This window comes from Niveispirillum fermenti (assembly GCF_052474395.1).
In genome coordinates this window covers 1,101,916-1,120,055 of sequence record NZ_CP156681.1, presented here as the reverse complement: position 1 = coordinate 1,120,055, position 18,140 = coordinate 1,101,916, and the positions used below count along the sequence as shown (strand labels likewise).

The 18,140-nt window shown below is 66.3% G+C and carries 16 protein-coding genes; 7 read left to right on the top strand and 9 right to left on the bottom strand.

Annotation, left to right across the window (positions count from 1 at the left end):
• Positions 1 to 95 precede the first annotated feature (95 nt).
• Positions 96 to 584, bottom strand: coding sequence for a MarR family winged helix-turn-helix transcriptional regulator (locus tag ABC728_RS16680; RefSeq protein ID WP_416619535.1), 489 nt, complete (start codon positions 582 to 584; stop codon positions 96 to 98).
• Between the two features lie 181 nt (positions 585 to 765).
• Between ABC728_RS16680 and ABC728_RS16675 the strand changes: the two genes are divergently transcribed.
• The 5 genes from ABC728_RS16675 to ABC728_RS16655 all read left to right on the top strand — a co-directional run bounded on the left by ABC728_RS16675 (position 766) and on the right by ABC728_RS16655 (position 8,099).
• Positions 766 to 2,148, top strand: a complete 1,383-nt coding sequence (locus ABC728_RS16675; RefSeq protein ID WP_416619534.1) for an acyclic terpene utilization AtuA family protein — start codon at positions 766 to 768, stop codon at positions 2,146 to 2,148.
• Between the two features lie 10 nt (positions 2,149 to 2,158).
• Entirely contained in the window at positions 2,159 to 2,473 is a 315-nt protein-coding gene (locus ABC728_RS16670; RefSeq protein ID WP_416619532.1) for a DUF4387 domain-containing protein, read from the top strand.
• A 395-nt stretch (positions 2,474 to 2,868) separates the two neighbouring features.
• Complete coding sequence (locus ABC728_RS16665) at positions 2,869 to 4,485, top strand: peptide ABC transporter substrate-binding protein (RefSeq protein ID WP_416619530.1); 1,617 nt, start codon at positions 2,869 to 2,871, stop codon at positions 4,483 to 4,485.
• Positions 4,486 to 4,607: 122 nt separating this feature from the next.
• Entirely contained in the window at positions 4,608 to 6,218 is a 1,611-nt protein-coding gene (locus ABC728_RS16660; RefSeq protein WP_416619527.1) for a peptide ABC transporter substrate-binding protein, read from the top strand.
• A 285-nt stretch (positions 6,219 to 6,503) separates the two neighbouring features.
• On the top strand, positions 6,504 to 8,099 hold the full coding sequence (locus ABC728_RS16655) for a peptide ABC transporter substrate-binding protein (RefSeq protein WP_416619525.1): 1,596 nt from the start codon (positions 6,504 to 6,506) through the stop codon (positions 8,097 to 8,099).
• 22 nt (positions 8,100 to 8,121) lie between these two features.
• Here the strand turns inward: ABC728_RS16655 and ABC728_RS16650 are convergent, their stop codons facing one another.
• The 3 genes from ABC728_RS16650 to ABC728_RS16640 are packed head-to-tail and all read right to left on the bottom strand — an operon-like array spanning position 8,122 to position 10,742.
• The gene (locus ABC728_RS16650) at positions 8,122 to 9,309 is read right to left on the bottom strand and encodes a CaiB/BaiF CoA transferase family protein (protein ID WP_416619523.1); all 1,188 of its coding nucleotides are present in this window, start codon (positions 9,307 to 9,309) and stop codon (positions 8,122 to 8,124) included.
• 25 nt (positions 9,310 to 9,334) lie between these two features.
• The gene (proC, locus tag ABC728_RS16645; protein WP_416619521.1) at positions 9,335 to 10,120 is read right to left on the bottom strand and encodes a pyrroline-5-carboxylate reductase; all 786 of its coding nucleotides are present in this window, start codon (positions 10,118 to 10,120) and stop codon (positions 9,335 to 9,337) included.
• Complete coding sequence (locus ABC728_RS16640) at positions 10,113 to 10,742, bottom strand: FMN-binding negative transcriptional regulator (protein WP_416619519.1); 630 nt, start codon at positions 10,740 to 10,742, stop codon at positions 10,113 to 10,115. Before ABC728_RS16640 ends, proC begins: the two co-directional genes overlap by 8 nt.
• A 108-nt stretch (positions 10,743 to 10,850) precedes the next feature.
• Between ABC728_RS16640 and pdxR the strand changes: the two genes are divergently transcribed.
• Positions 10,851 to 12,320, top strand: a complete 1,470-nt coding sequence (gene pdxR / locus ABC728_RS16635) for a MocR-like pyridoxine biosynthesis transcription factor PdxR (RefSeq protein WP_416619517.1) — start codon at positions 10,851 to 10,853, stop codon at positions 12,318 to 12,320.
• A 101-nt stretch (positions 12,321 to 12,421) separates the two neighbouring features.
• Entirely contained in the window at positions 12,422 to 13,495 is a 1,074-nt protein-coding gene (locus ABC728_RS16630; protein ID WP_416619515.1) for a PepSY-associated TM helix domain-containing protein, read from the top strand.
• A gap of 307 nt (positions 13,496 to 13,802) precedes the next feature.
• On the opposite strand, the gene ABC728_RS16625 is transcribed toward ABC728_RS16630, so the two are convergent.
• The 5 genes from ABC728_RS16625 to ABC728_RS16605 all read right to left on the bottom strand — a co-directional run bounded on the left by ABC728_RS16625 (position 13,803) and on the right by ABC728_RS16605 (position 18,090).
• The gene (locus ABC728_RS16625; RefSeq protein ID WP_416619513.1) at positions 13,803 to 14,780 is read right to left on the bottom strand and encodes an ABC transporter substrate-binding protein; all 978 of its coding nucleotides are present in this window, start codon (positions 14,778 to 14,780) and stop codon (positions 13,803 to 13,805) included.
• A 90-nt stretch (positions 14,781 to 14,870) separates the two neighbouring features.
• Positions 14,871 to 15,227, bottom strand: a complete 357-nt coding sequence (locus tag ABC728_RS16620) for a hypothetical protein (protein WP_416619511.1) — start codon at positions 15,225 to 15,227, stop codon at positions 14,871 to 14,873.
• Positions 15,228 to 15,520: 293 nt separating this feature from the next.
• Positions 15,521 to 15,874 (bottom strand): hypothetical protein, encoded by a 354-nt coding sequence (locus ABC728_RS16615; protein ID WP_416619509.1) that lies wholly within the window; start codon positions 15,872 to 15,874, stop codon positions 15,521 to 15,523.
• 39 nt (positions 15,875 to 15,913) lie between these two features.
• Positions 15,914 to 16,681 carry a methyltransferase domain-containing protein gene (locus tag ABC728_RS16610; RefSeq protein WP_416619507.1) on the bottom strand — a complete coding sequence of 256 codons (768 nt, stop codon included), beginning with the start codon at positions 16,679 to 16,681 and terminating at the stop codon, positions 15,914 to 15,916.
• A gap of 116 nt (positions 16,682 to 16,797) precedes the next feature.
• Positions 16,798 to 18,090 (bottom strand): adenylosuccinate synthase, encoded by a 1,293-nt coding sequence (locus tag ABC728_RS16605; protein ID WP_416619505.1) that lies wholly within the window; start codon positions 18,088 to 18,090, stop codon positions 16,798 to 16,800.
• Positions 18,091 to 18,140 lie beyond the last annotated feature (50 nt).

The window sequence follows — 18,140 nt, the reverse complement described above, 5'->3', positions numbered from 1 at the left end:
AAGCCCGGTGATCTATGGGGATCACCGGGAAACGGCATCAGCCACTGCCGGCAGGACCTCCGCCCGCGCTCGCCCCGAAGCGGGCAGGCGGGATGCTATAGCGGTTCCGACTCCAGGCCCCGCCGCATGCGGTCCAGCAGGTCGACCAGCAATTGCCGCTCCGCCATGTCCAGATGGACGACCCCCAGCTGCGCCACATGGTGGCGTTCCTGCTGGCTGCGCAACCTGATCTCCTGTCCCCTGGCCGTCAACACCAGTTGCTGGCGCCGCCGGTTGGAGCCGGCCTGCATCTCGATCAGGTTCTGATTGCGCAGGTTTGCGATGATCTTCGCAACCTGGCCCTTGTCCCGCCTGAAATAAGCAGCGATCTCCGACTGCACACAACCCGGGTGCCGTCCAATATAGTCCAGTATCCGGCCCGCCATATAGACCATGTCCGGCGCCGCGTTGGAATAAGCACGGGCGAGGCGCGCCTGATAAAGCCGCCGGATCAAGTGAATCTGCTCGGCAACCGCCTCCGCATATTCCACCGCGGTCGGCAGCGGGTGTTCTTCACTGTCGCGATCAAGGGATTCGGTCTTCATGACGCAAGGTTAGCAGTGCCAAACCGCAGGCGCAATCCGGCTGTGCCGGCGGTCAGCGCCCCGGGTGGCAACCCCAATTGAGTTGACAATATCAACTCAACATGCAAGCCTATGGATGGTTGACATTGTCAACTCAATTGGGGGTCTGCTTCCAATTGGCCCTGGAGAGAGGAAGGCCACGATGGGTCGAAACTTCGAGTCCGTGAAAATCTATGTGCCGCAGGGCTCACTGGGCACCGGCGCATTCGCCGAAGAGGTGGAATACGCCATGGCCTGGGGTCCGCATGCGATGGCGCTGGACGCCGGGTCGACGGATGCCGGGGCGGCCTATCTGGCCAAGGGGATCAGCAAGAACGACCGGGGCTCGGTCAAGCGCGACCTTGGCATGCTGATGGAAGCGCAGCAGAAGGCCGGCATCCCGCTGCTGATCGGCACGGCCGCCCAGGCCGGCGGCGACCTGAACGTTGACTGGACACGTGACATCGCCCTGGAAATCGCGCGGGAGAAGGGGCTGACGCCGACGATCGCACTGCTTTATTCCGAACAGCCGGCGGCCGTGATCAAGCAGAAACTGGCACAGGGAAAGGTCGGCAACCTGCCGCCGCTGGGAGATCTGGACGAGGCGACGCTGGACAAGTGCCTGCACATCGTGGCGCTGATGGGGCCGGAGCCCTATCATGCGGCACTGGACGCCGGTGCCGACATCATCATCGGCGGCCGCACGTCCGACCCCGCCGTGATCGCCGCCTTCGCCCTGTGGAAGGGCGCGCCGGCCGGCCCGTCCTGGCATGCGGGCAAGATCGCCGAATGCGGCGGCCAGGTGACCTCGGCCAACAGTGGCCAGCGCGGCCTGCTGATCGAGATCCACAAGGACGGGTTCGATGCCGAACCGGCCTCCCCGCGCCTGACGACATCCGTCGAGAGCATTTCCGCCCACCTGCTGTATGAGAACAAGAGCCCCTGGATCCTGACCGAACCCGGCGGCGAGCTGGACGTGACGGGCTGCGCGTACCACCAGATTTCCGCCACCAAGGTCCGTGTGACCGGCTCCGTCTGGCGGCCCAAGCCCTATACGATGAAGATCGAGGGCGCGACCGGCGACAAGTACCAGACCATCCTGCTGGTCGGGATCGCCGACCCCAAGGTGCTGGCCGAGCCGGAAGTCTTCCATGACCACATGCTTCTGCGGCTGACCGACCGTGTCCAGGCCGCGCTCAATCTCGACCCGGGCGCGTTCGACATCTCGCTGCGCATGTACGGGTATAACGGCCTCACCGGCTTCAAGCCCGGCGGCCCGCCGCCCAAGGAGATCGGCCTGATGGGGGTCTTCACCGCCGCCACGCAGGAGCTGGCGCATGAGATCGCCAAGGCCTGCAACCCCTATTTCTTCCACATGCCGGTTCGCCTGAACGATCCGCTGCCCAGCTATGGCTGGGCCTTCACGCCCGGAGAGATCGACCGCGGCCCCGTGTACGAGTTCGTGCTGAACCATGTGGTCAGCGTCGATGATCCGCTGGAACTGGTCCGCATGACGATCATCACCGACATCAACGCGCCGAACTGAGGGCAACCCCATGGCTACCAAACTCAAGGACGTCTGCCATTACATCCGCTCCAAGGTCGCCGGGCCCTTCTGGGTGACGATCGACCTGATGTTCGATTCCAAGGAGAGCTTCGAGAAATACAGCAACGACCCCGCCTTGAGCGCGACGTCCATCGCCGGAGTTTACCGGATCGACCCGGCCAGCGTGTCGCACTATCCGGTGCCGAACCTGAACGTGCTGAAGATATCCTATCCACGGCGCGGATCGCAGGGCGGCGTGGAGGAACGGGACCTGCATTCCGGCCAGCAATATGTCTATATCCTGGACCTGGAACTGGCGGGCTGACACTATTTTGCTGTGATCAGAACCAATTGGTTCTGATCACAGCCCTCAATCGCCGGCGCCAACATTCGTTGGCTCGGGCGACACCGCACGAGCGGTGCTGTGGTGGTCGCCGCCGTACCAGGTTGCGATGAGTTCTGCTTATCGCAACCTGGTATGACATAGGGCCCCGGATGCGGGGCGCCGGATGCCGGGTGGCTGCGGATCGGTTCCATGACCGGTCCGCAGCCACCACCCGCTTCGTTGCGCGGGTGCAAGGGCTTGGCCGCCATGGCGCTTTTCCAACCGGATAATCGGCCCCAAGGGCTTTTTTGCTGCCGCAAACCCTGGACTCCGGGCGCCGCAGGCCGCACATAAGCGGTGGGGGTAATGAACCGATACATCTGGAGTTGGTGACAATGCGTTTTGCGCGTCGTTTCGCGCCGGCCGCCCTGGCGGCTTTCGCCACCTTTTCACTGGCCTTCACCGCCACCGTCGCCCCGGCGGCCGCGGAGATGGTCCTGAACCGCGGCAATCAGGCGGAGCCAACCTCGCTCGACCCGCACAAGGGCACCGATGTCCAGTCGGCCCGCATCGGCTATGACCTTTACGAAGGATTGCTGACCTTCGGCCCCGATGGCGAGGTCGTGCCGGGTGCTGCGGAGAAATGGGCGATCAGCGACGACGGGCTGACCTATACCTTCACACTGCGTGCCGATGGCAGATGGTCCGACGGCACGCCCGTGACGGCGGACGATTTCGTCTTTTCCTGGCGGCGTCTGGTCGACCCCCGGACCGCATCCGACTACGCCTATTTCCTGTGGCCCGTGAAGAATGGCGAGGCCATCAGCAACGGGCAGAAGGAGCCCGGCACGCTGGGGGTCGAGGCGGTGGACGCCCGCACCCTGAAGGTGACGCTGGAACGGCCCACCGGCTATTTCCTGGGCTCGCTGGTCCACCGCATGACCTACCCCATCTCCAAGGCCAATGCGGAGAAGTTCGGCAGCAATTTCCTGCGGCCGGGCAATCTGGTCTCCAACGGGGCGTACCAGTTGGTGGAGTACCGGCCGCAGGCCTATGTCAAGGCCGTCAAGAACCCGCATTTCCGCGAGGCGGCCTCCGTCAAGATCGACACGGTGATCTTCCATCACACCGACAGCCCGGAAACCGAGCTGCGCCGGTTCCGCGCCGGTGAACTGGACATCGTGCAGATGGCGCCCGTGACGCAGATCGACTGGCTGCGCCAGAACATGCCCGACGCGATGCGCTTCTATCCGGTGCTGGGCACGCAATATGCCGCCGTCAACATGACCAAGGAGCCGCTGGCCTCCAACCCCGCGCTGCGCCGCGCCCTGTCACTGGCCGTGGACCGGGACATCATCGTGGAGCGCATCACGAAGTCGGGTGACATCCCGGCCTTCACGCTGACCGCCCCGGGCGTGAAGGGCTATACGCTGCCGGTCGCCAACATGTCGGACACCACGCAGGCCGCCCGCGACGCGGAGGCCAGGCGGCTGCTGGCCGAGGCCGGGTATGGCCCCGGTGGCAAGCCGCTGGTGGTGGAGATCCTTCACAACACCAGTGAGAGCACGCGCAAGATCGCCGTGGCGGTCGCCTCGATGTGGCAGCAGAAGCTGGGAGCCCGCGTCACGCTGAACAACCAGGAATGGAAGGTGCTGCTGCAGAATGCCGGCGAGAAATCCTATGCCAATACGGTCATGCTGGGCTGGATCGCCGACTTCGCCGACCCTTACACCTTCCTGAAGCTGTTCCTGTCGGACGTGGGCAAGATGAACCGGGCCGGCTATGCCAGCGCGGAATATGATGCCAAGCTGGCGGAAGCCAACCTGTCCACCGACCCCGCCCGGCGCATGGCCCTTCTGGCCGAGGCGGAAGCCATCATGCTGGCCGATGCGCCCATGATCCCGATTTTCCACCAGGCCTATCGCAACCTGGTCAGCCCGCGGGTGAAGGGCTGGCTGGAAAGCCCGATGGGCGTACAGCCCACGCGCTATCTGGAAGTAACGGGCAAATAACGGACAAAAGGCGCGGCCCCCAGTCAAGAAGGGGCCGGAACCCGGCAACGGGCCGGAAACAGGCCCGGACCAGGGTGGAAGAGCAACCCATACACGAGAACGAAAACAGGAGAAAATCGGGCATGTCATCATTCTGGAAATCCGTTCGCGGCCTGACCGCCGCCGCGGCGCTTGTGGTCGCCGGGCTGGGCGTGGCGGCCGCCCCGGCGCAGGCACAGAAGGTCCTGCATCGCGGCAACGGCGCCGAGCCGGAAACGCTGGACCCCGCCAAATCCAGCGGCGTGCCTGAAAGCTGGATCCAGTATGATCTGTTCGACGGCCTGCTGGTCCCCGACGGCAAGGGCAATTTCATTCCCGGTGCCGCGGAGCGCTGGGACGTCAGCGCCGATGCCCGCGTCTATACCTTCCATCTGCGCCGCGATGCCAAATGGTCGGACGGCACGCCCGTGACGGCGCATGACTGGGTTTTCTCATGGCGCCGCGTCGTGGACCCCAAGACGGCCGCCGACTACGCCTATTTCCTGTGGCCCGTGAAAGGCGCGCAGGACGTCACCTTCGGGCGCAAGCCGCCGGAAGCGCTGGCCGTGCGCGCCGTGGACGACCACACGTTCGAGGTGACGCTGGAAACGCCCACGCCCTATTTCCTGTCCATGCTGCACCACCATGCCACCTACGCCATTTCCAGGGCGAATGTGGAGAAGTTCGGGAACGATTTCATCAAGGCGGGAAACCTGGTCACCAACGGCGCCTACATGCTGGACCAGGCTGTGCCGCAAAGCCATATCCGGCTGGTGAAGAACCCCCACCATTACGCCGCGGCCACCACCCCGATCGATACGGTCATCTTCTATCCCACGGAAAACCAGGAAGCCGAGCTGAAGCGCTATCGCGCCGGCGAGCTGCACGTGACCTATGAACTGCCGGTGACACAGATGCAGTGGCTGCGGCAGAACCTGCCCAGCGAACTGCGCATGGCGCCCTATTTCGGCACCTACTTCTACGCCCCGAACCTGACCCGGGAACCGTGGAAGTCGGACAAGGACCTGCGGCTGGCCCTGAACCTGGCGATCGACCGTGACATCATCGTGGAAAGGATCAACCAGCGCGGTGAAATTCCGGCCTACAGTTTCGTGCCGCCGAACACCACGAACTATACCCAGCAAATCCCCGACTATGCCAACTGGACGCAGGCACAGCGCGATGCCAAGGCCAAGGAGCTGATCGCCGCGGCCGGCTATGGCCCCGGCGGCAAGCCGCTGGCCATCGAAATCCTGTACAACACCCAGGAAAACCATCGCAAGGTGGCCATCGCCGTCGCCTCCATGTGGCAGCAGAAGCTGGGCGTGCGTGTGACGCTGAACAACCAGGAATGGAAGGTGTTCCTGAGCACCCGCGACGAAAAGCAGTTCAAGGACGTGACCCGTCACGGCTGGATCGGCGATTACAATGACGCCAACAATTTCCTGGAACTGGTTCGCGGCGACATCGGCAAACAGAACCCGTCGGCCTTCGCCGACCCGCAATATGACCTGCTGATGTCCGAGGCGAACACAACGACGGATGTGGCCCGGCGCGCCGACCTTCTCCAGCAGGCCGAACGGCTGATGCTGGAGGAAGTGGCCGTGTTCCCCATCCATTTCTACAGCTCCCGGCATATGGTCAGCCCCAAGGTCGTGGGCTGGACCGACAACCTGATGGACCTGCATCCGTCCCGCTTCCTGGACCTGAAGTAACAACCGCCCTTATACTATTTTGCAGTGATCAGAACCTATTGGTTCTGATCACTGCCCTCAATCGCCGGCGGACCAACTTGCGATGAGTTCTACTCATCGCAAGTTGGTATTAGTTCCCCACCCTGGCCGGGATGGGTCATCGGGCGCATTCCAACCCCAGTCCCCTGGCCAACCCCAGTCCCCTGGCCAACCCCCGGTCCCCTGGGCCGGGGGTTTTTCATTGCCCGGCACGGACTGGCCATTATCCTTGGGGGCAGGATCACATGAATCTGAAAGGTTGGGCGCGTGCGGCACCTGCTGGTCAAATTCCTGTCCGTTCTGCTGGCCCTGTCCTGGCTTGGCGTCGCGGCGACCCCCGCGGAAACGGCACTTCACCGGGGCAACGGGTCGGAGCCGGAAACGCTGGACCCGCACAAATCGACGGGTGAGGCCGAAAGCTGGATCGAGATGGACCTGTTCGAGGGGCTGGTGACGGCCGATGCGCAGGGCCAGGTCATCCCCGGCGCGGCCCTGGCCTGGACCATCAGCCCCGACCGGCTGACCTGCACGTTCACGCTGCGGCCCGACGGCAAATGGTCCGACGGCACGCCCGTGACGGCGGGGGATTTCGTTTTCTCCTGGCGCCGGCTGGTGTCGCCGGACACGCGATCACGCTATGCCTTCTTCCTGTGGCCCGTGAAGAATGCGGAAGCCATCTCCAAGGGCCGGATGCCCGCCACCGCCCTGGGCGCGGAAGCGGTCGACGACCTGACCCTGCGCGTGACGCTGGAGGCGCCGACCTCCTATTTCATCGCGTCGCTGCAGCATCACGCCACCTATGCCGTGTCACAGGCCAACGTGAAGCGGTTCGGCGATGATTTCATCAGGCCGGGCAATCTCGTCTCCAACGGCGCCTTCATGCTGGCCGAAGCCGTGCCCCAGGGCCATGTGAAGCTGGTGCGCAACCCGCATTTCCACGCGGCCGGTGACGTGGCACTCGACGCCGTCTATTTCTACCCGACCGAAAACCGGGATGCCGAACTGAAACGGTTCCGGGCCGGCGAACTGGACATCACCTATGACATACCGGACGGGCAGATCGCCTGGACACGGCAGAACATGCCCGGACAGATGCGGCTGGCCCCGTTCTTCTCCACCTACTGGTTCGTCTATAACCTGCGCAACGAGCCGTGGAAATCCTCCCCCCAGTTGCGCGCCGCCCTGTCCATGGCCATCGACCGGCAATTGATCGTGGACAAGATCACCCAGGCGGGCGAGATCGCGGCCTATACCGTGACGCCGCCCGGAACGGACAATTACAAGGCCCCCCTGCCCGACTGGGCCAGCCTGACCCAGGCCGAACGCGACGACCGCGCCCGCGCCCTGCTGGCGGAGGCCGGGTACGGCCCTGGTGGCCGCCCGCTGGAGGTGGAGCTTCTGTACAACACGTCGGAGAACCACCGGAAGATCGCCATCGCCATCGACAGCATGTGGCGGCAGAAGCTGGGCGTGCGCGCCCGGCTGGTGAACCAGGAATGGAAGGTGCTGCTTCAGAACCGGGCGGAGGGGCGGTTCCGTGACGTGGTGCGCGGCGGCTGGATCGGGGATTACAACGACGCCTACAGCTTCCTGTCCCTGTTCCTGTCCGACGTGAAGGGCCAGAACCATGCCGGCTACGCCAGTCCCGACTTTGACCGGCTGGTCAAGGCCGCCGCATCGGAGATCGACCCCCGCGCCCGCCGTTCCCTGATGGAACGGGCCGAGGCACAGTTGCTGGCCGACCATGTCGTCATCCCGGTCTATGTGCATGTCACCACGCACATGGTGTCCGACCGGGTGCGGGGCTGGCATGACAATGTCCGCAACCTGCACCTGTCACGCTATCTGTCGGTGGAACGATAGCGGCCGCGTCCGGTCACCGGCTTCAAGCGGCGCCGGCATCCGATGGCCGGGCCAGGGGCGCGTCAGCGTCCGTCAGGCCCAGTTCGGCCATTATCTCCGCCCGGTCACCGTCCAGCACGGGCGGCGGTCGGTCGGGCAGCACCTGTGCGGTATCGCTGGCAAAGGGCGGTGCGGCATACATCAGCCCGCCTTCGACCGGATGGGTCATGGTGCGGAAATGGCCCGTGCCGGCCAGATGCGGTTCCGCCGGCAAATCCTCCAGCCGGTTGACGGGCGCGCAGGGAATATCCGCCGCGCGCAGCAGATCCAGCCATTCCGCCGCCGTTCGCGACGGTGCAGCCTGGGCGATCACTTCATAAAGCCGGTCGATCTGCCGCGACCGCTCCTCGTCATTGGTGATGGCAGACGAGGCCGCCAGGTCCGCCTGCCCGATCAGCCGCAGGAAGCGCTGCCACTGCGCCGCCGTGTAGGGCATGATGGCGACATGGCCGTCGCGCGTGCGATAGGGACGCCGTCCCGGCGCGTTCAGCCGGGCATAGCCCCGGTCGGGCAGCGGCGGCACGAAGCTCTGCCCGGAAAGCTGTTCGATCATCAGGAAGGAGGCCATGGCCTCGTACATCGGCGTTTCGATGTGGCAGCCCTGGCCCGTCCGCGCGCGCGACGCCACGCCGGCAGCGATGGCGAAGGCCAGGTGCAGCCCCGCCACCTTGTCGCACATCACGGTGCGCACGAAGCGCGGCTCCCCCTGTGCATCGGCATTCAGCCAGGCCAGTCCGGAGGCGGCCTGGATGCAATCATCATAGGCCGGCTCGTCACCATAAAGCCCCCGGCCGAAGCCGCGGGCCGAGCAATAGACGATATCCGGCTTCAGCGCGCGGATGGCGGCATGGTCCAGGCCCAGCTTGCGGGCGCCATTCTCCCGCATATTGTGGACGAAGACATCCGCCGTGGCGACCAGCCTGTCCAGGATGCGCTTGTCATCGGCCCGCGTCAGGTCCAGCGCGATGGACCGCTTGTTGCGGTTCAGGTTCAGGAACCCCGCGCCATCACCGCCGGGGCGCCCCGGCCGCGCGGCACGGAACACGTCGCCGGCCCTGGTCTCCACCTTGATGACATCGGCCCCCATGTCGGCGACCAGTTGCGTGGCATAGGGGCCGAGCACGACCGTGCTCAGGTCGATGACGCGCAGCCCCTTCAACAGATCGAACATCGCCTGCTTCCCGTTTCCCGTCTGCTCACCGCGGCTGGGACAATTCCCGCGACCGCCGGGCCGCCGCGCGCACCACCTGTCCCGCCAGGGCGTCGATGGCCCCGTCGGCCTCCATCACGGCCAGCCCGGCGGCCGTTGTCCCGCCGGGGCTGGTGACCTGCCGGCGCAGCTCAACCAGCGGCACGCCGTCCACCTCGGCCAGCCGGGCGGCCCCGATGAAGGTCTGCCGCGCCAGCCGCGTGGCGGTCTCCGCGTCAAGCCCCCGCTCCATGCCCGCCTGGATCAGCGCCTCGGCAAAGCGGTAGAAATAGGCAGGACCACTGCCGGACAGGGCCGTGACGGCATCCAGGTCCCCCTCATCCTCCAGCCACAGCACCTGTCCCGTGGCTTCCAGCGTCCGCGTGACGGCGGCACGCTGCCGCGCTGTCACGGCGGGGGATGCCACGGCGGCCGTGATGCCGCAGCCGATGGCGGCCGGCGTGTTGGGCATGGCGCGCACCAGGGCGGCCCCCGTCCCCGCCGCCGCCGACAGCCGTTCCAGCGTGATGCCGGCCATGATGGACAGGATCACGCTGCCCGGCCCGGCCAGCGAAGCCAGCGCCGGGGCGATCGCATCGAAACCCTGAGGCTTCACGGCCAGGACCACGACCGCGCATGCGCCGGCGCCCGACAGGCTTTCCAGCCTTTCCACCCCAGCCGGCAGGTGGTCGGCATGGGGGTCGAAGGCCAGCACCCGGCAGGCCGGTGCCAAGGCCTGCGCGATGGCCCCGCCCATGCGGCCGCAGCCGATCATCAGGATGGTGTCACTCATCGTTCCCATCCCCCAGCCGGTCCGGATTGAAACGGCGCATCCAATCCGCCAGGCCACCATCGGGCAGGCCACCATCGGGCAGGGTGGAAAGGATGTTGCGCAACGTGTCCGGGCGCTCATCCTGGCCCAGCTTGAATTTTGCCTTCTGCCGCGTGACGCGCGCCCGGAACCCCACGATATGCGGGATCAGCAGGTCATAGCGCGGCCCCAGTTCAGCGGCACGCCAGGGCTGCGGCCGGTCACGCTCCACCTGATCGATCAGCATGTCCAGGGCGGCGGGCGTCAGGGCGGGATCGACCGTGATATCGGCCCAGACGCGCAGTTGCACATAGTTCCAGGTCGGCCCCCAGTCACGCCGCCCCGCCTGCGAGGGGGAGATATAATCGTCCGGCCCCTTGAACAGGATGACGGCCCGTGGATCGGTGGCAAAGACCGCGGCCAGCGGGTTGGACCGGGCGAAATGGCCGATCAGTTCGATCAGACCCCCCCCGGCATCATAAACACCCACCAGCGGCAGCAGGCTTGCCTCCTCCCCGTCCGGGCTGGACACCCAGGCCAGGGGATATTGCTCGATCAACCGGCGGACATCGTCCGCCCCATAGGTTTCAAAAACGCTGCCCATCGTGCCGTTTACCCGATCAGACCCTGTGGTTTACCCGTCGCCATCCCTTGATGCTGTGCCGGCACTGGACCATAAGAAACCGCCAAGATCATGAATTCGAGGGGTCCAATGGTACGCACCTGGCAGGTCGGCCTCAGCGAACGGATCGATGCCTCGCGCCCGGCCCCGCTCTACATGCAGATCATCCAGGCCGTGATCCATGATGTGGAAAGCGGCCGCCTGACCTCCGGCACCTACCTGCCCAGCAGCCGGGAACTGGCCCGGATGCTGGGCGTCAACCGCAAGACCGTCGTCCTGGCCTATGAGGATCTGATTGCGCAGGGGTGGCTGTCCACCACGGCCACGCGCGGCACCATGGTGTCCGCCACCCTGCCGGAACAGGGCGCCGGCCGGCGGGGTGGTGCGGGTGGTGCGGGTGGTGCCATCAGGCCGGCGGCCCCGGGCTATCGGTTCAACCGGCCGCCCGACCGGCCATTGGCCCTGCCTGCCGGGCGGGGATTGAAGCTGGATGAGGGCGCGCCCGATGGACGGCTGTTCCCGCCGGAACTGCTGGCCCGCGCCTATCGCACCGCCACGCACCGGGTTTCCCGCAGCAACGGCCTGCAGTATCGCGATCCGCGCGGCACGCCGGAACTGCGCGATGCCATCGCCGGCATGCTGAAGGCCCAGCGTGGCCTGCCCGTGGGCAGGGAGAATATCTGCATCACGCGCGGCAGCCAGAACGGCATCTTCCTGGCGGCCATGGCGCTGCTGCGGCCCGGCGACGCCGTGATCATGGAGGCCTTGACCTACGAACCCGCCATGGCGGCGTTCCAGGCCCTGGGTGCGCGCATCGTGCCCGTCGGCCTGGACGAGGGGGGAATGGATGTGGATGCCGTGGAGGAGGCGTGCCGCCGTCATCCCGTGCGCGCCGTTTTCGTAACACCGCACCACCAGTTCCCGACCACCGTCGCGCTGCGGCCGGACCGGCGCCTGCGGCTGGTGGAAATGGCGCGCCAGTACGGTTTTGCCCTGATCGAGGATGATTATGACCACGAATTCCATTTCCAGTCGCAACCCCTGTTGCCCATCGCAGCCTATGCGCCGGAACAGGTCATCCATGTCGGTTCGCTGTCCAAGCTGCTGCTGCCGGCGCTGCGCATCGGCTATGTCGCGGCACCGGCGCCCATGATCGACGCACTGGCCCACATGATCTCGCTCAGTGACGGCATGGGAAACGGGGTGACGGAGAATGCCGTCGCCACCCTGATCGCCGACGGGGAACTGCGACGCCATGCCCGCAAGGCGCGGCAGGTCTATGCCGGCCGGCGGGAAGGCTTCGCCCGGGAACTGCGCAGGGTGCTGGGCGACCGCGTCGATTTCCGCATTCCCGACGGCGGGCTGGCCTTCTGGCTGCGATTCCCGGGGGACATGGACAGGATGGAGGAGCGGGCCGCCGCCGCCGGCCTGCGCTTCGCCCCGTCGCGCTCCTTCATGGCGTCCGCCGATGCGCCGCGCGGCCTGCGCGTCGGCTTCGCCTCCCTGGATGATGAGGAAGCCCGGATCGCCATCGCGGGGCTGGGCCAGGCCGCGGGTTGAGGTTTGGCTCCCTCCATTTGGCACAAACTGGAGGTTCCAGGGACCGGGCGGACACGGGACGTTCGTAACGGCAGGGGAAGCAGGCCCCGGGGGAAAAGATCATGACCAAATCGACGGGCCGGCGCGGCCTGCTCATCCGGCTGCATCGCTGGCTGGGGCTGGGGGCGGCACTGTTCTGGCTGGTGCAGGCCGTCACGGGTACCCTTCTCAGCTTCCATTTCGAACTCGACGATGCGCTGGTCTCCACGCAAACCCGACCGACCGACCTGGATGCGATCGGGCATCGCCTGGATCAGTTGGGAACGGCGGGGCCGGGGGCCGGCGTGACCTGGATCTGGACCACGGCGGGTCTGCCCGACCGCTATGTCGTCGCCTACCGCGACGAAGCCGGCGCGGCACGGCGGGCGCGGATCGATGGCGCCGGTGCCGTGCTGCGCGACCGCGCGGCGGGTGAGCACAGCTTCCTGGAACTGATGCGCGCCGTCCATATCGACCTGCTGGCGGGTCGCGTCGGGCACTGGATACTGGCCGGCTCGGGCATGCTGCTGGTCACCAACCTGGTCTTCGGCCTGGTGGTCGCCTGGCCGCGCCGCGGGGGCTGGCGGCAGGCGCTGCTGCCGCGCGGGGCCGGCGGACGCACGGCCCGCCTCTATGGGCTGCATCGTGCGGTGGGGCTTTGGGTGGCGGTGCCGGCCCTGTTCCTGGCCGTGACCGGCACCCTGCTGCTGTTCGAGCATGAAATGCGCCACCTGCTGGATGTGGAGGATGTGGCCCTGCCCCCCAACCCGCCGGCGGGGACCCGCCCCGTGGGATTGGCCACCGCGGTCCGGGCCGGCACATCGGCCATTCCCGGCAGCCGCTTCGTGGGCACCACGCTGCCCAGCACCACCGATGCCAGCTATTACATGTGGGTCCGCGCCCCCGGCGAACTGTATCGCGGCGGGTACGGCCGCAGCCTGGTCGTGATCGACGCCAACGATGCCGGCATCCGCGGCACCTACCCCATCCACGACGCCCCACCGGCCGACATCCTGGTTTCCGCCCTGTATCCCCTGCACACGGGCGAGGCCGGCGGCACCCCCGGCCGCGCTCTGGGCCTGCTGACAGGCATCGGACTGCTCGTCGCAACGATCTACGGCCTGCAACTCTGGCTCCGCCGCCGGTCACGACGCTGAGGCGGGAAGAGGCGCCGTACCGGACAGGTTGGCGTCGCCAGTGTGGCGACGCCAACCCCTTGATAAAATTGGTGGGCCCAGAGAGTTGCCCCCCAGCCAGACCGTTGTGAGCGGCATTTGTTGAAATTTTGGACGAACGGCAGCGAACGCGCAAGAACGCCAGAAACCTTAATAACTTCAGATATATATGTGACTTGTCAGCCAACCACGATCTTCGACGGACATCAGCACAGAACGCCGTTCAAAATCAGCATTGCACTTACGGCAGGCTCGGGCCGTTGCCCTTGGGGGAGTGTTTCCACCCGCGTCAGGGTGCCGGCTGGGTGATGAAACGGAAATCCACCCCCTGACGCCAGTCCAGCCCGGCCGGATAAACGCCCAGATCGATCATCTGCCGCGCGAAACGGTCCCAGCGATCGGCCGACATCGTGCCGATGCCATGGGTCAGCGCGTCACCGCTTTCCACCAGCCCATAATCACGCATGCGCGCCCGTGCATAGGCCAGCGTCTCGTCATCCATTTCCGGATTGTCGCGCTTGATCAGGGCGTCGGCAGCAGCGGGGTCGCCATGCAGATATTGCTTCCAGCCCTCAACCGACGCCTCCACAAAGGCGCGGACCGCATCGGGTTTGCGCTCCATCAGGTCCCGGCGGACCATGATGGTGGCGGCATAGGACAGATAGCCGTCATCGGCCAGCAGGAACACCTTGGGCCGGATGCCCGCCTTTTCGGCGGTATGGGGCTCGGACGTGGCATAGCCCTGTTGGATCGCCTGCCGGTTGACCAGGAAGGGGGCGATGTTGAAGGTGTATTTGCGGATCTGCGCATCCTCGAACCCGTAGCGGGACTTCAGGTAGCGCCAGATGGTATGCACCGTCGGATCGCCGATGGCGATGGGCTTGCCCTTCATGTCGGCCAGGCTGTTCACGTCATCCCGGTCGTGGCTCATCAGGATCACGGGATCCTTCTGGAAGAGGGCGGCCACCGTCACGACGGGCGCCCCCGCCTCCACCAGATTGAGCGTGAAGAAACCGCTGGAGCCCATGGCGGCATCGATGGCGCCGGCCGCCAGCAATTGCTGCGGGTCCATGCCGACACCGCCCTGGCGCAGCACGACATCCAGCCCGCGCGCCTTGTAAAGGCCGGCCGCCATGGCCTGATAGAAGCCGCCATGTTCCGCCTGGGCCCGCCAGTCCGTGGCGAAGACGATGCGTTCCTGCGCCGCAGCCGGCAGGGCCAGAAACAACAGGGCCAGGCAGAGCAGGCCGAAACGGCGATGGGACATCTTGCCTCCGGTCAGCGGAATACCTGTCCCTTTGTAAGGGAGGGGGCGCGCCCTGCCAAGCCGCCTGCCGTGTCATCCGGGGCGGCCCCTTCAGGAGGTGGCCGCCCCGTCCCCCACCACGCGCATCCGCCAATGCATCGGGGCGGCGGGAAGCTCGGGCATGGGTGTGGGGCGCGGCGCCATGCGGCGGAAACGGGTTTCCTGCTGGTCGGCCGGCCGGTCCACGATGCGCAGCACCGACGACCCCACCTCCCCACAACCCTGGCAGACGAAACGGCGGCTGAATTCGGCCACGGGCCAGCCATGGCCATGGCGGCGGACCAGCAGGTCCGATCGCCAGCGGCTTTCCTCCCCGCAGCACACACAATGCATGTCGAAATCATGGCCCTTGAAATTGGCGCAGCCCACGCTGCCCACCAGGGCGCTATGCCGGATCGCCGGTCGCATATGCCTGCCTCCTTGGCCGATGGCGGCACGCCGGCCGCCCTTTCTCCATCCTCTGTTCCTTTTCTATAATGTTCTTGTTTTGTTCTCAAGCAGAAAATGGACGGGACATGCCGGGGCATCGGCCCCGGCCGTCGAGCAACAGGGCCCGTCATATCAGATATCGGCAATCGCAACGGACCATCGACCCCGTTGCCGGCGCCGCCACCCGGCAGCTTGGCGACGCGGCATGTGCCGCGCGGCGGCAATCGCCGCCGAACCAGCACCCGCCAGGTCCAACTCACCGGGTGCCGGTATCAATCCTTCTGGCAGGTGGCCTTGTCATCGTTCAGGGCACGGCAGACCAGGCCCTTGCTGGTCTTGAACGACCCGTCCGGATTGCGGCGGATGGAGATCTTGTTGGAAAACTGCACCCAGCCGGCGCTGCCCCAATGGGAGCGGATGCCATTGGTGAAGGTCAATGTGCCGTCGGGGAATTTCACCACACCGATATCGTTCTTGAAGGTGATGCGGTCATGGTCCAGATGGGCCACCTGCCCATTGGTACACAAGACCATCTCCTCCGTCCCGTCCTGCCGCGTGCAGACCAGCGGGTCGCCATTGGCCAGCACCATGGCAAAGATGGTCACTTCCAGCACATTCAACGCCATTCCCGCACCCGGATCGAAGGTGAGCCCCGCGCCATTATCCTAAATCCGCGCGACGATGAAAAGCCGCCGGAAGGGGAAGAGCGTCCGGCCATCCCCTTCGGCCGGATAGGCCAGGCGTAGACGGTTGGCATAGGCCTCGCGGAAGGCGGCGGCCTGATCGGCGGGCAGCCGGGCCATGACCGGCAGCAGGGCCGTGCCGGCGGTCCATTCCAGCACGGGATCGGCGCCTTCCAGCACATGCAGATAGTCGCTGGACCAGATATCCACACTGCCGCAATGGGGCCGCAGCAAGCGCCAGTAATCGGCGGGCGACAGCAGCGCATGATGATGATCCATCGCCGTGCGCAGGGCCGGCGCCCAGGGGCCATCGGCCGCCGTTTCCCGCAACAGAAGGTGGGAGGGGGCGTCGAAATTATCCGGCATCTGCACGGCCAGCACCCCACCGTCGGTCAGACATCCGGCCAGGCAGGGGAACAGCACATCATGGCCGGGCAGCCATTGCAGGGCGGCGTTGGAGAAGATCAGGTCCTGCGGCGCGTCCGGCACCCACGTCGCGATATCCCCCTGCCGCCACCGCACGCGCGAGGCGATGGCGGCCGCCCGGGCCAGCATGGCGGGATCGCTGTCCAGCCCCGTGACGGCCGCGTCGGGGAACCGGTCGGCGAGTTGCCGTGTCAGATAACCCGTGCCGCAACCCAGATCCGTGACCATCCCGGGCCGCAGGGGCGGCAGTGCCGCCAGCAGGTCCCGCCCCGGCCGCTCACGCGGGGCACGGAAACGCTCATACTGGCTCGGGTTCCATTGCATGGGCATTTCCCTCCACGCCGGACGGGACGACGGCGCAAGCCAGTCTGGCACGAGGATGCCCCTGCCGGAAACGACAACGCCGCCCTTTTGGGGCGGCGTTGCAGGAAAAGCGGTGATCAATCCTCGAACGGGTCCTTCATCAGGATCGTGTCGTCACGCTCCGGACTGGTGGAAAGCAATGTCACGGGCGCCTCGATCAGTTCCTCGATACGGCGCACATACTTGATGGCGGCGGCCGGAAGCTGGCCCCAGGACCGCGCGCCCTGGGTGCTTTCGCTCCAGCCCTCGAACGTCTCATAGACCGGTTCCACCTGCGCCTGGGCCGTCTGGCCGGCGGGCAGGTGCTGGATCACCTCGCCGTTCAGCTTGTAGCCCGTGCAGACCTTCAGTTCATCGAACCCGTCCAGCACATCCAGCTTGGTCAGCGCGATGCCGGTGATGCCACCCGTGCGGATGGCCTGGCGCACCATGACGGCGTCGAACCAGCCGCAGCGGCGCTTGCGGCCCGTGACGGTACCGAACTCATGCCCGCGCTCGCCGATCCGGTCGCCGGTCGCGTCATGCAGTTCCGTGGGGAACGGGCCGGAGCCAACGCGGGTCGTATAGGCCTTGGTGATGCCCAGCACATAGCCGACCGAACCCGGCCCCATGCCCGACCCGGCGGCAGCATTGCCCGCCACCGTGTTGGAGGAGGTGACGAACGGATAGGTGCCGTGATCCACGTCCAGCATGGCCCCCTGCGCGCCCTCGAACAGGATGCGCTTGCCCTGGCGGCGCGCCTCGTCCAGGCGCTTCCACACGACGGCGGCATAGGGCAGCAGGCGCGGCGCGATCTCGCGCAACTGGGCCAGCACCTCGTCCTGGTGCAGTTCGGGCGCACCCAGGCCGCGCAGCAGGGCGTTGTGGTGGAACAGCAACTGTTCCACCTTGCTTTCCAGCACGGCCTCGTCCGCCAGGTCGCAGACGCGGATGGCGCGGCGGGCCACCTTGTCCTCATAGGCGGGGCCGATGCCACGGCCCGTCGTGCCGATCTTGTTGACGCCGCGCGCTTCCTCGCGCGCCTTGTCGACGGCGCTGTGCAGCGGCAGGATCAGGGCGCAGTTCTCGGCCACCAGCAGGGTGTCGGGCGTGATCTCCACCCCCTTGCCGCGGATGCTGTCGATCTCCTTCAGCAGGGCCCAGGGATCGACGACGACGCCATTGCCGATGACCGACAGCTTGCCCGGACGCACCACGCCCGACGGCAGCAGCGACAGCTTGTAGACCACGCCGTTGATCACCAGCGTGTGGCCGGCATTGTGGCCACCCTGGAAGCGCACCACGACATCGGCGCGGCTGGACAGCCAGTCGACGATCTTGCCCTTGCCCTCGTCGCCCCACTGGGAACCGACGACCGCCACATTGGCCATGATATTCCTCGCTTCTAGCAGAATTAAGGGGGCGGCCCGCAAAGGCGCCA

Excerpts from the sequence above, each read along its gene's own strand:
- ABC728_RS16680 (WP_416619535.1), bottom strand. The coding sequence starts at position 584 with ATGAAGACCGAATCCCTTGATCGCGACAGTGAAGAACACCCGCTGCCG.
- ABC728_RS16675 (WP_416619534.1), top strand. The coding sequence starts at position 766 with ATGGGTCGAAACTTCGAGTCCGTGAAAATCTATGTGCCGCAGGGCTCA.
- ABC728_RS16670 (WP_416619532.1), top strand. The coding sequence starts at position 2,159 with ATGGCTACCAAACTCAAGGACGTCTGCCATTACATCCGCTCCAAGGTC.
- ABC728_RS16665 (WP_416619530.1), top strand. The coding sequence starts at position 2,869 with ATGCGTTTTGCGCGTCGTTTCGCGCCGGCCGCCCTGGCGGCTTTCGCC.
- ABC728_RS16660 (WP_416619527.1), top strand. The coding sequence starts at position 4,608 with ATGTCATCATTCTGGAAATCCGTTCGCGGCCTGACCGCCGCCGCGGCG.
- ABC728_RS16650 (WP_416619523.1), bottom strand. The coding sequence starts at position 9,309 with ATGTTCGATCTGTTGAAGGGGCTGCGCGTCATCGACCTGAGCACGGTC.
- proC (WP_416619521.1), bottom strand. The coding sequence starts at position 10,120 with ATGAGTGACACCATCCTGATGATCGGCTGCGGCCGCATGGGCGGGGCC.
- ABC728_RS16640 (WP_416619519.1), bottom strand. The coding sequence starts at position 10,742 with ATGGGCAGCGTTTTTGAAACCTATGGGGCGGACGATGTCCGCCGGTTG.
- pdxR (WP_416619517.1), top strand. The coding sequence starts at position 10,851 with ATGGTACGCACCTGGCAGGTCGGCCTCAGCGAACGGATCGATGCCTCG.
- ABC728_RS16630 (WP_416619515.1), top strand. The coding sequence starts at position 12,422 with ATGACCAAATCGACGGGCCGGCGCGGCCTGCTCATCCGGCTGCATCGC.
- ABC728_RS16625 (WP_416619513.1), bottom strand. The coding sequence starts at position 14,780 with ATGTCCCATCGCCGTTTCGGCCTGCTCTGCCTGGCCCTGTTGTTTCTG.
- ABC728_RS16620 (WP_416619511.1), bottom strand. The coding sequence starts at position 15,227 with ATGCGACCGGCGATCCGGCATAGCGCCCTGGTGGGCAGCGTGGGCTGC.
- ABC728_RS16615 (WP_416619509.1), bottom strand. The coding sequence starts at position 15,874 with ATGGCGTTGAATGTGCTGGAAGTGACCATCTTTGCCATGGTGCTGGCC.
- ABC728_RS16610 (WP_416619507.1), bottom strand. The coding sequence starts at position 16,681 with ATGCAATGGAACCCGAGCCAGTATGAGCGTTTCCGTGCCCCGCGTGAG.
- ABC728_RS16605 (WP_416619505.1), bottom strand. The coding sequence starts at position 18,090 with ATGGCCAATGTGGCGGTCGTCGGTTCCCAGTGGGGCGACGAGGGCAAG.